The organism is Hymenobacter sedentarius, assembly GCF_001507645.1.
Classification (GTDB): domain Bacteria; phylum Bacteroidota; class Bacteroidia; order Cytophagales; family Hymenobacteraceae; genus Hymenobacter; species Hymenobacter sedentarius.
Window position 1 is genome coordinate 180,896 of record NZ_CP013909.1, and the last position, 12,611, is coordinate 193,506.

Below are 12,611 nucleotides of genomic sequence, written 5' to 3' on the forward strand. Positions count from 1 at the left end.
GCGACCACGGGACTCGTTCTTTACCATTTGGGGATGACCGGAATTGACAGCTTGCGCAAATTGCGGGTAAGCGTGCCAGGAGTTGATGGAAGCTCTCCTGTCAAAAAATCTATCAAACAACAACTGGCGACTATTCGTACGCCATGGCTGCCTAGTTCAGAATTAGGTAATTGCCATCGTTCCGCCCGGGTAAGTTTCTACACCTGGGAGTTCGGAGCGTCGTAAGTAGAAAATAGCCTTCGAGGAACTGTGACTCGGGGGCGAAACCCAACTGCAGCTAGGGGCGGTGCAAAGGCCTGATGTGCGCCTGTACCGCCATGAAAATCCAAGCATAGATACGCACGTAGAAAGCACGTCGATTTCCTTGTCTGGACCAGGGTTCGAATCCCTGCATCTCCACTTCAAAACCCCGTTTGCGGCTCGCAAGCGGGGTTTTTCTGTTTAGCCCGGGTTGCGAATCACTACCGAGTAGCCTCGCATCCCTATTGACTCTGCCTGCCTTGGCTATCGCAAACGCTGCAAAGTGCATCCCCGGCATTGGCTTTCAGTTTGTTTCGTTGCGGACATTAGAAAAACAACAGACACTTATATGCATAAAGAATCTGCATGCATTCCAAACCAACCCAGGCGCAAATCCACTACACGCACTACAGTGTAATATGAAATAACCGTTATATTACAGGTGGCGCATTCAAGGTCAATCTAATAATTGAAACCATAATTATTTGTAATTATCTGAAATTCAGCATTTTAATTAACCAAAAGCTAATATAATTTTAGCGGAACAAATTTTAATTAATTGTGTTTTTCTCATAAAAGCTGAGCCTAAAGGCTTTGAGGGTAGTTGGGCTTGGCAATACAGGACGTCCGTTCTGGATTGACTTCGAGTGCTTGGCTTTTAGGCACGCTATTTCCAACGATGCCAGCACCTAGCAGTAGGCGCTGCATAAAACCCATAAAGTTGTTTGCATGAAAAAAATGCCCCTATTCTTGGGTGTGGCCCTGGCCGCGCTCACACTGGCCTCCTGCGAAAAGGAATTGGAACAAGTACATGGCTCACCTAAATCTTCCGCCGCCGCGGCGGTGCTGGCCCGGCCCGACTTGCTCACCACCGGCGCCTGGCACCAAACCGGCCTGACGATAAGCGCGGCCAATGAAGCCAGTAAGCAGGTGATGACGTCTGACCTGTTTCCGCATACCAAGCTATCCCTGCTGGTTACCAGCGCGACGTACAAGGCCGACGGCACGTATTCGCTGCTGCGCGGCGTTCATTCCAATGGCCAGGCCTCTGAGCCAATTGATGGCACCTGGCGCCTGAATGCAGGTGCAGATTCGCTGATTGAAACCCATGCCGACAATACGCGGCGCTTGGCCGTAGCCGAGCTAACGGACAAGGCCATGCGTCTAACCTACACCGAGCCTTCTGCCGACGGCAAGGGAGCTACGAGCACCTATATTTTCTCGCACTAATTCCGTTTTTTTTGTTAAGAGACCCGCACCGCCCGGCCAGTTTGGTCGGGCGGTGTTTTTCATAGACCCGCCCACAGAAAGACTGTCGATTCCCTTGTCTGGCCCACGGTTCGGATTCCTGTATCTTCACTTAAAAACCCCGTTTGCGGCTCGCAAGCGGGGTTTTTCTTTTCACCCGCTTTACGTTTTGAAAGGCTCAGGGCTACTGGTCAGCTGGAAATTATGATTTGCGCGTTTTTAGGAATTATCGTTTTAAATCATATAAATTGTTTATACATTGCAAAAACAACTTCACCTTTAACCACTTTCTTCATGCCCACGTTAACCACCAGCATCAGCGACGAAATCCGGCGTGCCAACGCCACCTTTGAGGCCAACTTTGAGCGGGGCGACGCGGCCGCCGTTGCGGGCCTATATACTCCCAACGGCGTGCTGCTCCCCACCGGCATGGAGCCCATCGAGGGACCAGCCGGCATCCAGGCCTTCTGGCAGGGCGCCATGGAAATGGGCATCAAACGGGTGAAGCTGCATACCCGGGAAGTAGAACAGCTGACCGACACCGCCATTGAGCTCGGCAATTACACCCTGTATGGGCCACAAGACACGCAACTGGACCAGGGTAAATACGTGGTGGTCTGGAAGGAGCAGGAAGGCCAATGGAAGCTTCACCAGGACATCTGGAATACCAGCCAGCCGGCGCCGGCTCAATAAGCCAATGCGGATGAGCAAACAGTTATCTGCAATTAGATAACCCAATAGGGCTCCGGAAAAAATCGACTTTGTTTCCGGAGCCCTATTGGACTTAAAGCAATCCTGTTTCGACTTTTAAAAGCCCTCACCTGCTAATCGAAGCCGGTTTATTGCACCAGTTGGGCGAATAGCCGCGTCAGGGTTTCGCCGGCATCGGTGCAGAGGCCGGGGTGCACGGGCGAGGTTTGCACGATGGTGCTGCGCGTAGCCGTGAGCCAGCGAAACCGCTCGGCAATGGGAAACTGGCCAATGGTGCCCCCGGTGGCGCGGCCCTGGCAGATGCGCTCGAAGGCGTGCAGGCGGGCGTTTAGCTCGTCCAGGTCTAGGCCGTTGGCGAAGGCGCGCAGGCGGGCTTCGGGCAGCTCGTACCGGGTTTGCAGAAAGCCCAAAGACCGGCAGTACACGATAACGCCGACGTTGAGAAACTCTTCGCGCTCCACGCGGGGCACCACGCGCAGCACGGCGTACTCAAATAAGTGCTTGTCGGGCATCTTGGGCTTCCTGAACAAAGGTTTCTGATGCCGCCAGGCGGGTTTCCAAGAAGCGGACGTAGTCGGTGCGCTGCTCGTCGGGCGAGGCCTCGTTGTGGGCCAGCCATTCGTCGGGCACCAGCGCCACAATGGCGCGAATGCGCGCGGGCGTGAGCAGGGCGCGGCTCTCGGCGTCTACCGCGGCCAGCTCGCTGGCCTGGGGCAGCAGCACGTGGGCCTTAATCTGGGGAAACGGGCGGGGGCGCGGCTGGGCCCAGTCGGGGCCGGCGTGGTGCACGTAGAGGGCCGCGCCGTGGTCGATGAGCCACAGCTCCTTGTGCCACATGAGCATGTTGGTGTTGCGGGCGGTGCGGTCCACGTTCAGCGTCAGGCTGTCGAGCCACACGATTTGCGACGCCAAGCGGGGGTCGATGGTGGTGACCAGCGCATCGTAGGTGATGGCGCCGGAGAGGAAGTGCAGGGCCAGGTTGCGGCCGGTGCTGGCGCGCAGCAAATCCTGGATTTCCTCGTCGGGCTCGGTGCGGCCGAAGGCTTCGTCGAGCTCACAAAACACCAGCTCGGGCACGCGCAGGCCCAGCACCCGGGCCAGCTCGCCCACAATTAGCTCGGCAATGAGGGCCTTCACCCCCTGCCCTGCGCCCCGAAACTTGAGCACGTAGAGAAAGCCGTCGTCGGCCTCGACCAAGGCGGGCAGGGAGCCGCCTTCGCGCAACGGCGTCACGTAGCGCGTCACGGCCACGGTTCGAAGTTCTGGGGCACTGGTTGCCGGCATACCGCGCGAATGGTTAAAGGGTCCGTGCAAAGGACGGACAATTCCGCAACCTGGACAATAAAAGCGCCCCACCGAACGGAGTTAAAGCATCCCACCCGCTTCGTTGCAGCGAAGGAGCGTACTCACCAACCAGACAGGATGCTCGTGGGGAGATGCTTCGGCCCCGCCCAGCGGGGCGGTTTTGCTGAAGGCTGCGCCTTTACGGGGCGCCGGGGGCTATTTCTTGCGCAGCGTGAGGTAGTCGAGGTAATACAGCACCTTCACCGACACCGAGTTGTTGTGCGGCGTGTTGATGGTGTTGTTGAAGTTGTCGAAGTAAAGCGGCGTGGCTTCCTCGGCTTGCAAATAAGTGGAGCCGGCGTTTTTCCAGACCACGCTGATTTGCGAGCCCGGCGCAAACCACCACGAGTACACGGCGTCCACGTTGAAGGCGTTGTAGGTGTTGTCGCGGTTGCGCTGGTAGGTCACCGGCGTCTCCTCGCCGTTGGGCCCGAGGGTGGTAAAGTCGGCGTAGTGCACGTTGCTGATGTAGTGGCGCAGGCGCAGCGTAAACGACATGCGGTTGGTGAAGGTGTAGGCCGTGGACACGACGTTGGACACGGTCACCACGTCGCGCCGGCCCAGCAGGATGGCGCCCAGCAGCGGCCGGTCGAGCGGCTGGCTGGCATCGAGGCCGCCGTTAACATAGCCGATTTGGTTGTCCTTGTAGCCCCAGTCCAGGGTGTAGCGGAACGTGAGGTGGTCGTTGACGCGGTAGCGGGGGTAAATGCCCACCCCGTAGCCCGTGCGCACGGGCCGGCCCGGCACCCGCTCGTCGGTGGCAAAGCGCCGGATGCCGGCGTTGGCGTTCAGGGCCCATTTCTTGCGCGAGTCGGAGTTGAAGAAACCGCTGATGTTGAGGCTGGCCGGCAGGCGCACGTAGTACTGGCCGAGCGGGTAGACGCGGGGCTCAAAAAAATCGTGCTGCACGGCGTCGGCGTTCAGGTTGAAGCCTACTTGCAGGAAGCTTTTGGTGAAGGTGGTGTTGGCGCCAGAGTAAAAGCTGATGCCCTGGTAGAGAGTGGGCCGGTACAGCAGCGTATGGCTCACGCTGGCGTAGGTGTAAAGGTTGTTGACCTTCCAGAAGGGCTTGAACTTGTTGTAGCTGAGGTCAATGCCCTGCGAGATGTTGTTGTTGCCGAACAGGATGCCCAGGTCGTTGGGGTTGTAGGCGTCGGACTCGATGCCGTGGTTCAGGCTCCAGGTAAAGTTGCCGCTGATTTTGCTCACCCCCACCTGGTACTTGTAGCCGTCCTGGTCGTTGATTTGCTCGGTGCTGCCGAAGGCCAGGCCCCGGCGGCGCGAGTACACCACGCGGCCGTCCACAGCGTAGGCATTTTTCTTATTGGCGAAGCGAAACAGCCCACCGGTCACGTTGGCGTCGTAGGTCTGGCCGGCGCGCGTCACGTTGGTGTTGATGAGCGAAACGTAGGAGTTGTTCTTCAGGCTCTGGTCGAGCACCGCGATGCTGTAGTTGGAGAACGGCTGGGTGAGCACCTCGCGCTCTTCGCCCGTTTCCTGGTTGCGAACGGTGGCGTACACGTCGTTGCTCAGGGCGTTGAACACCCCGATGCCCAGCCCCTTGCTGGTGCGGCCCGATACTTTGGTGGCGTTGAGCAGCGGCGTTTCGGCGGGGTTGCGCACGATGCGCTCGTTGGGGCCGGCTTGCACGTTGTAGAAGCCCACCGGGGTGGCGCCCACCCGGCGCGAATAAAACAAATTGCCTTTGTTGAACAGCTCGGTGCCTTCGGTAAAGAAGGGCCGGTTTTCGTTGAACTGCACTTCAAAGGGCGAGAGGTTGAGCACCTGGTTGTCGCTCTGCACCTGCCCAAAGTCGGGCACCAGCGTGGCGTCGAGCGTGAAGCTTTCGTTGATGCCCCACTTGATGTCGGCCCCGCCGTTGAAGCTGGTGGTGGTGCGCTTGGTGCCTTCGGCGTTCAGGGGGTTGTGGTTGACGTAAGCCGACACGTAGGGTGTGAGCGAGAGGCGCAGCGGCGGCTTCAGGTCGCGCAGGCCGGTGAGCTCGCCCCACTGGTTCACGAAGCCCGACACCTGGGGCTTCACCTCGTTCCAGAAAAACTGCTGGTTTTCGCGCTTGCGCTGGCGGGCAAAGTTCAGGCCCCAGAGCTGCTCGGGCGCCCCGCTGAAGCGGATGGCCGAGTACGGAATGCGCAGTTCGGCTACCCAGTCGGTGCCGCGCTGCACGGCGCGGCTTTCCCACACCGCATTCCAGTTGCCGTCTTCGCCCCCGGCCGGCGAATAGCGCGCATCGAGCTGCACGCCCGAAGCCGTGACCGTAAAATTGTAGCCGTTGAGCTGGTCGTGGTAGGTGTCGATGAACACGCTGAACAAGTCGGAATTGCCGAAATTATCCCGTGCCGTAAGCTCCCGCAGGATGGAGTCCTGCGAGATGTCGTGCATGACGGCCCCCACGTACAGGGCGGCGTCGTCGTAGAGCACGCGCACTTCGGTCGGGTATTTTTCGTGCGGGCCGGGGTTGGGCCGCTGCTGGATGAAGTCGGTGGCAACGGGCGCCTCGCGCCAGGCCGCCTCGTCGAGCACACCATCGATTTTCACGGCTTCGCGGAGGCGCACCGCGCCCAGCTGGCGCTTGGGCCCGGCCGTGGCCGTGGGAGCAGCCGCGGGGGCGGCGGTTTGGGCCAGGGCATTGGGCAAGGCCAGCCCAAGAAACCCGATAAATAGAAAGAAAGCGCGCAGAGAAAAGGTGCTGGTCATAGCAGAAAGAAGTGTGGTGGATATAGATGCAAAACGGCGCACACGGTTGCCCAACTCTTCGGACGCCTCCAAAAAAATCAGGAAAACTCGTTCTTAAAGGCTGGCCATCAGGACGCACGAATGCGGGTGGCCGCCGGTGTGGCGCCCTTTTGCGTGGAAACTCCCGCCTTGTGGAATGGTTACTTGCGCTTGCGGAAATACACGTCGTTGCTGATGGATTCGAGCTTGACGAGCGGGCCGCTGCCCTTCAGGGTGCCGCGCAGCTGGTAGCCCACCATGGGGTTTTTCTGCGGGGTTGAGCTAAACGCAATGTCCTGGTCGGTGTACACCTCGCCCGTGATGGTTTTGAGGGCCAGCTCGGCGCCCTTGGTAGCAGGCCAGGCCACGTCCACAAAGCCGCTCAGAGACTTGGCCTCGATGGCCCCGGTGAGGCCCACGATGTCGATGTTGCCACTGAGCGTGCTCACGTGCAGGGCCACATCGGCGGGCACGGTGATGTCGTACTCAATCAAGGCGCACACCTGGTTCACTACGCGGCCGTCGTGGTCGCGGGCGCCGCCGTTTTTGCCGTTGGTGATGTACGTATCGCCGTAGTAGGAGCCGCCGTTGGGGCAGTCGCCGGGCTCGGCTTTGCGCAGCATTTCCTTGTCAAACTCCGAGGTCAGCTTCAGCTCCTCGCCGGCCGGCTCCAGGGTGAGCAGCAAGGCATCGTTGAGCTTGTTTTGGTTGATGCTGACGGAGGCCTTCACGGTCATTTTGCCGCTGGCCCCGGCCCGGATGTGGATGTTGCTGGCCTGCCGCAGGTTGAGAAACACCCGCTGGCCGGCCGTTAGATTAGCGCTTTTTTCGATGATTTTTTGGGCCGTAGCCTGCTGGACGCCGCTCGCGGCAATGACCAGCAACAGGAAGAATATAAGGCGGCGCATGATGCAGAAAATGAGAGGTGAAAGGCTGGGGTTGAGTGATAGTGGAGCGGGAAAAAGAACGTCATGCAGAGCACCGTCTGTCATGGTGAAGAGCCGTTTGTCATGCTGAGCGTAGTGAAGCATCTTATCACGTCACAACGTTTCGTTCAGCGAGGATAAGACGCTTCGCTACGCTCTGCATGACACGAGGCGCAGTGAAGCCGTCTTTTTAAAGCTTCAGGCTACTTGGCTTTGCGGACAAAAACGTCGCCGCTCACGGTTTTGAGTGACAGTTGGTTGCCGCCGCCGTTGATGGTGCCGTCAACCACCTGGCCGCCCACGTGGCGCATGCTGGCGTCCTGGCCTTTGCCCAGGTTCAGGTCGAAGTCGGTGTACACCTCGCCCGAAACCGAGCGCAGCTTCAGCGTGGCCTTGGTGTTGGCGGGCATGCTCACGTCCACATCGCCGCTCACGGTAGAAATGGAGCTGGGACCCTGGCGCAGCGGGGCAAAGCGCACCTGCACGTCGCCGCTCACGGTGTTGGCCACCACGGGGCCGGCCACGTTGGTGAGCTTGATGTCGCCGTTTTTCACGTTTATCTCGAGGTCGCCGGTCACGTCGCGCACGGCCACGTCGCCGCCGTTCCAGTTGGTCTGGTTGTACTGCACAGTAGAGTTGCGCGGAACACGAATGGTGTAGTTGGCGTCTTTGCGCGAGGCCCGCACAATGTGCACGGTGTTGTCCTGCTGCGTCACGGCCAAGCCGATTTTGGTGTTGTCCACGGCCGAGTTGTAGATGGGGCGCAGGCCCTCGGCGCGCTTGGGTGTTTCTTCGTAGCCGTCGCCTTTTATCACCAGCTCGTTGCCGTCGATGCCTTCCACCGTCACGTCGCTGCCCTGCATGTCGATGATGATTTTGCGGTCTTTGCCGCCGAGTTTGGTGCGGTATTCCTGGGCGTGCCCGGCCTGGGCCGCCAGCAGGCCCGCCAATGCGAGTACAATGAGCTTGTTCATGGAGGTAAAAAAGTTAGGCAAGTGAGGTCCTGGCGCGGCGCCGGAGGCCGGCGCCGCGAGCAGAAAACAGGTGAGAAAAGAGTAGGAAAACGAGAAGACTAAATCAGTTTGCCGATGCCGGCTTCGGCCTGGGCCCGCACCACGGGCAGGGCATCGGGGCGTTTGGCCAGACGCTCGAGCTGGGGCACGGCCCGGCGCACGCGCATCGACACCACCATGTCAATCAGTGCGATTTGCACGTTGGGGTCGGTTTGGATGGGCAGGGAGTTAGCCAGGCCCTCCCGCACCCGGGGGTCGTCGCGGAGGCGGTACAAGGCTTCGCAGGCCGCCAGGCGCACGTTGGGGTTGGGGTCGAAATTGAGGGTATTGAGGAGCACCTGCACGGTGGGGTCGCCGGGCTCGGATTCTTTGGGCGAGTTGGTCACCAGCCGAATCCGGTCGCTGGCCGAAACCGTGCGGCCGTTGTCGCCGGTCAGGGCTTGGGCCAGGGCGTAGGGGGTGTTTTTATCCGCTTCGGAAGTGGTGGCCACGCCGTCGGTGGAGCGCCCGCCCCAGGGTAGCTGGCGGCCGAGGAATACGCCGGCCGCAATCAGCATAATGCTGGCGGCGATGCGCATCCAGTTATTGGCCACCGCCGTGGGCCACATCGACACCACCTTGGCTTCGGGTTGAGCCGGGGCCGGAGCGCTGGGCACTGCGGTGGGCAACAAGGCCTTCTGCTCTTCCAGCATGGCCATAAAGTTGGCGCGCAGGGCCGTGCGGGGCACTTCGGGCAGGGCCGCGTCCAGGTCGTTGGTGAGAGCACGGAGCTGGGTTACTTGCAGCTGGCAGGCGGGGCAGGTGGGCAGGTGGGCCGCCACGCGGTCGGCCTCGGCAGCGGGCAGGCAGTGCTCCACGTAGGCCGGCAGCAGCGCTTCTAGCTCGTGGTAGGCAGAAAGTTCGGGCGTTTTCATGGCTTAGGTAGCGAAATAGATTTTGCGCAGCGCCTGCAGGGCGCGGTGGGCTTTTACGCGGGCGGCTTCGGCGGTGCAGCCCAGCAGCTGCCCGATTTCTTCGTAGCCGAAGCCCTGGAAGCGGTTCAGCACCAGGATTTCGCGCTGCGGGGCGGGCAGCATCGCCAGGGCCTCGTGCAGGTCGTCGGCGCAGGTGCTCACCCGCATTTGAGAGACGGCCGCGCCGCGCAAGCCGCCGGTGCGCTCCACTTCCTCCACGTCCACATCGGCGGCGCGCAGCTTTTCGCGGCGCTGCCAGTAGTCGGCGTGCACGTTGCGGGCCATCTGGTACACCCAGGCCTTGAAGGGCTGGGTGGGCTGGTAGCTGCTGCGGTATTTAAGGATGCGCTCGAACACAGTCTGGGTGAGGTCTTCGCTGGTTTCGCGGTCGTTGGTGAGGCGGGTGAGGTAATTGAACAAGGGCCCGTGGTACCGTTCGAATAGCGGCACGAGCTGGTCGAGGTCATCGGCCCGGACAGCGGCCATCAGTGCTTCGTCGCTCGTACTCGTGGTGGTCACGGGTGGTGGTTTGGAGTGGGATTGAAAGGAGTACCGGGCTTTGGGCCATTCGTTACATGGTGGCTCAATTTTTTTTTCAAGCTCAGAAATGAGCTAAAAAAGAACTTCATACAGAGCGCAGAAAAATTGAGATAAAAAAGAACGTCATGCTGAGCTTGTCAAAGCATCTCTACCGCGCAACTAATTGAATTTAGTATGCAGTAGAGATGCTTCGACAAGCTCAGCATGACGTTCTTTATTTCAGCCTGAGTGCTGGTAGGCATGACGTTGCATCATGCTCGAAAAACGACTGGCCTTACTTGGCTTTGCGCAGCAGGATGTCGCCGTTCATGGTTTTCAGCATCACCTCGGCGCCGCCGCCGTTGACTTTGCCATAGGTCCAGTCGTCGGTGCTGATGCGGTAGAGGCCATTCTGGGACGTACGGGTCACTTTGGGCGTGTTCTTGTCCACGGCCACGTCAAAGTCGCTGTACACATTGCCGCGGTCCGACTTCATCTTGAGGGCGGCTTTGGCATTGCTCGGGAACGTGACGTCGACCTTGCCGTTGAGGGTGGAGAAGGCCATGGGCGCCCCTGATTTCACGCTTTTGAAGGTAGCCGTGAGGCTGCCGTTCACGGTGTTGGCCACGGCCGAGCCCGATACCTGGTTGAGCTGAATGGGGCCATTTACGTTGGAGATTTCCAGCTCACCGTTCACGTTCTCGACGATGATGTCGCCGTTGTTGACGGTGCTCAGCTTGAGCGAGAAGTTCTGGGGCACCTTGATGGTAAGGTCCACGGGCCGCATGTGCGACTCGGTCGAAATCTCGACCACGTTGTTCTTCTCTTCGGCCGTCAGGTTCAGGCCCGATACGTTGGAGAGGCGCTTCATGCCGGCCGGGGCGGGGCCGTCGTCGTTGCGCTCGCTGTGCCGGCCCGAATTACGGGGGCGGGCCGCGGCATCAATCACCACGTCTTTGCCGCCGTAGCCGGTCACGTGAATAAAGCCGTTGACCAGGCCCACTTCCAGCGTACCGGGCTTGCCGGGCGAGCTGAGGGCTACCGTGAGTTGTTCCTTGGTATCCTTGGCATCCTGGGCCAGCGCCGGCAGGGCGCCGGCAAGGAGGAGAAGGGCAAGGCTCGCCCGCCGCACGGGGTGCGTGAAGGCCATTTGAACTAAGTTGTTCATCGTTGATAAGGGAAAGTACTATTGTTTGGAGACGGTCACGTCGCCGTTGATGGTTTCGAATCGCAGGTCGGGCCCGCCTTTGCCGATGCGCACGGCGGTTTCCTTGGTGAGCTTGTAGACGGTGCCGCCGCCGCGGCCCTCCTGGTTTTTGGTGACTTGCACCGGCAGGACTTCCGCATTGGCAAAGTCGGTGTAGAACTCCCCGTGCATGCTCTTGAAGTGCATGTCGGCGCCCAGGTTGGCCGGGTAGTGCACCCGAATCTGGCCGTTGATGGTGTGGTAGGACGAAGCCCCGGGCGGGTTGGCGGCGTAGGTGGCGTCCACGTTGCCGTTCACGGTGTGGGCCCAGGTGGTGCCCTTCACGTTTTTGAGGGTGATGGAGCCGTTCACGTTGCCCACGTGCAGGGGCCCGGTCACGTCCTGCACGAGCACGGCGCCGTTGTTCACCGTCGACACGTGCAGGTTGAGCTGGTAGGGCACCTTCACCACAAAGTCATAATTGTAGCGGTAGTCAATGTCCTTGTGGTTCCAGCTGCGGTGGTCGTTGGTGTGCGGACGTGAGTCGAAGGGCCCGCTCAGGTACACCACCACGCTATCGCCGTGCTGCTGGAAGCCCAGCTGGGCCTCTTTCCTGCCTTGCTCCAGGGCAGCCGCGTCGTCGGCCCGTATGGTTTTGGTAGCTTCCACCAGCACCTTGTTGCCGGCGTAGCCCTGCACCGTCACCGAGCCGTTGATGTTATAGAGGGCCAGGGTGCTGCGCCCGGCATCGGCCGTGAGCGTAAATTCCTTGCTGATTTGCTCCTTGGCTTCTTTGCTCTGCGCCCAGCACCCGGTGCTAGACAGCAGCAAAAGCAGGGCGCTCAGGCTGGGGCGAATATTGGGGCTGGTCATGGCTGAGGGGGGTTGAGGGCGCGGCGGGCCGGCCGTGGGACAGGGTTTGAATGGTTTGTTCGATTTTGCTCTTCACCGTCTGGTCCAGGTTTTCCTGCTTGAGCAGCTCACGCAGCGGCTTCACCGAGCGGCGCTCCTGCAGCTGCACCATCACGTCGGCCAGGGCGGTTTGCACCAGCGGCGAATCCTGGTTGGCCAGGGCGTGCACCAGGCCCAGGCGCACCGTGGGGTCTTGCGCCAGGGGGGCCAGGGCTTCCAGCGTGGCCAGGCGCACGTTCACGTTGGGGTCGTTATTGAGGGTGCTGAGCAGGGCATTCACCACGCGGGCGTTGGGGCCGTCCAGTTGCTTGGTGTAGCTCACGGCCCGCAGCCGCTCGGTGGCCGAGGGGTTTTCGATAAGTGCCAGCAGCATCATCTGCCGCATGTCGCCTACCTGGCCTGCCAGCGCCGCGATTTGCTGCTGTTCGGCGCGCTCGGGCTTGTGCTCGTTGTTGAGCCAGTAGCCCCCTATCAGCCCCACTCCTATCAGGCAGGCGCTGTACACCAGCCGCAGCAGCGGCACCGGAATTTCCAGGGCCAGCCACCGCTGCCACAAACCCTTGAGCGAGTAGCTGGGCGCGGCTTCCTCCTGCTCCTTAAATGCGCTGAGCATGGCGTAGAAATCGGCGCGCACGTGCGGGCTGGGCTCGGGCACCGGTACGTTGCCCATGGTTTGCCACACCCGCTGCACGGCCTGCAGCTCCTCGCGGCAGTCGGCGCAGTCGGCCAGGTGGGCCGCCAGTTCCTGCTGCTCGGTGGGGGTCAGCTGGCTGCTCAGGTAATCGACTAATTGCTCTTTGGTGCGTTCACAGTTCATAGCTCTAGC

12 protein-coding genes and 1 other RNA gene are annotated in these 12,611 nt (G+C 60.5%); 3 read left to right on the top strand and 10 right to left on the bottom strand.

Features of this window, described 5'->3' with window-relative positions:
- The first annotated feature begins 29 nt into the window (after window positions 1-29).
- The 3 genes from ssrA to AUC43_RS00800 all read left to right on the top strand — a co-directional run bounded on the left by ssrA (window position 30) and on the right by AUC43_RS00800 (window position 2,181).
- Window positions 30-402, top strand: a transfer-messenger RNA (tmRNA) gene (gene ssrA, locus AUC43_RS00790).
- Window positions 403-978: 576 nt separating this feature from the next.
- Window positions 979-1,470, top strand: coding sequence for a hypothetical protein (locus AUC43_RS00795; RefSeq protein ID WP_199243488.1), 492 nt, complete (start codon window positions 979-981; stop codon window positions 1,468-1,470).
- A 312-nt stretch (window positions 1,471-1,782) separates the two neighbouring features.
- The gene (locus AUC43_RS00800) at window positions 1,783-2,181 is read left to right on the top strand and encodes a YybH family protein (protein WP_068188547.1); all 399 of its coding nucleotides are present in this window, start codon (window positions 1,783-1,785) and stop codon (window positions 2,179-2,181) included.
- Between the two features lie 146 nt (window positions 2,182-2,327).
- Here AUC43_RS00800 and AUC43_RS00805 read toward each other — a convergent pair whose 3' ends face one another.
- From AUC43_RS00805 to AUC43_RS00850, 10 genes are all read right to left on the bottom strand, one after another.
- Window positions 2,328-2,711, bottom strand: a complete 384-nt coding sequence (locus AUC43_RS00805) for a DUF3037 domain-containing protein (protein WP_068188549.1) — start codon at window positions 2,709-2,711, stop codon at window positions 2,328-2,330.
- Complete coding sequence (locus tag AUC43_RS00810; RefSeq protein WP_068188551.1) at window positions 2,689-3,483, bottom strand: HipA family kinase; 795 nt, start codon at window positions 3,481-3,483, stop codon at window positions 2,689-2,691. Before AUC43_RS00810 ends, AUC43_RS00805 begins: the two co-directional genes overlap by 23 nt.
- 216 nt (window positions 3,484-3,699) lie before the next feature.
- The gene (locus tag AUC43_RS00815; protein ID WP_068188554.1) at window positions 3,700-6,258 is read right to left on the bottom strand and encodes a DUF5916 domain-containing protein; all 2,559 of its coding nucleotides are present in this window, start codon (window positions 6,256-6,258) and stop codon (window positions 3,700-3,702) included.
- Between the two features lie 179 nt (window positions 6,259-6,437).
- The gene (locus tag AUC43_RS00820) at window positions 6,438-7,184 is read right to left on the bottom strand and encodes a DUF4097 family beta strand repeat-containing protein (RefSeq protein WP_068188557.1); all 747 of its coding nucleotides are present in this window, start codon (window positions 7,182-7,184) and stop codon (window positions 6,438-6,440) included.
- Between the two features lie 221 nt (window positions 7,185-7,405).
- Window positions 7,406-8,176: a DUF4097 family beta strand repeat-containing protein gene (locus tag AUC43_RS00825; protein WP_068188560.1), complete on the bottom strand. Its 771-nt coding sequence runs from the start codon at window positions 8,174-8,176 to the stop codon at window positions 7,406-7,408.
- A gap of 98 nt (window positions 8,177-8,274) precedes the next feature.
- Window positions 8,275-9,129, bottom strand: a complete 855-nt coding sequence (locus AUC43_RS00830; RefSeq protein ID WP_068188563.1) for a HEAT repeat domain-containing protein — start codon at window positions 9,127-9,129, stop codon at window positions 8,275-8,277.
- A 3-nt stretch (window positions 9,130-9,132) separates the two neighbouring features.
- Entirely contained in the window at window positions 9,133-9,687 is a 555-nt protein-coding gene (locus tag AUC43_RS00835; RefSeq protein ID WP_068188567.1) for an RNA polymerase sigma factor, read from the bottom strand.
- Between the two features lie 295 nt (window positions 9,688-9,982).
- Complete coding sequence (locus AUC43_RS00840) at window positions 9,983-10,855, bottom strand: DUF4097 family beta strand repeat-containing protein (protein ID WP_082684820.1); 873 nt, start codon at window positions 10,853-10,855, stop codon at window positions 9,983-9,985.
- 18 nt (window positions 10,856-10,873) lie between these two features.
- The gene (locus AUC43_RS00845; protein ID WP_068188572.1) at window positions 10,874-11,746 is read right to left on the bottom strand and encodes a DUF4097 family beta strand repeat-containing protein; all 873 of its coding nucleotides are present in this window, start codon (window positions 11,744-11,746) and stop codon (window positions 10,874-10,876) included.
- Window positions 11,691-12,602, bottom strand: coding sequence for a HEAT repeat domain-containing protein (locus AUC43_RS00850; protein WP_071885782.1), 912 nt, complete (start codon window positions 12,600-12,602; stop codon window positions 11,691-11,693). Before AUC43_RS00850 ends, AUC43_RS00845 begins: the two co-directional genes overlap by 56 nt.
- Window positions 12,603-12,611: the final 9 nt, after the last annotated feature.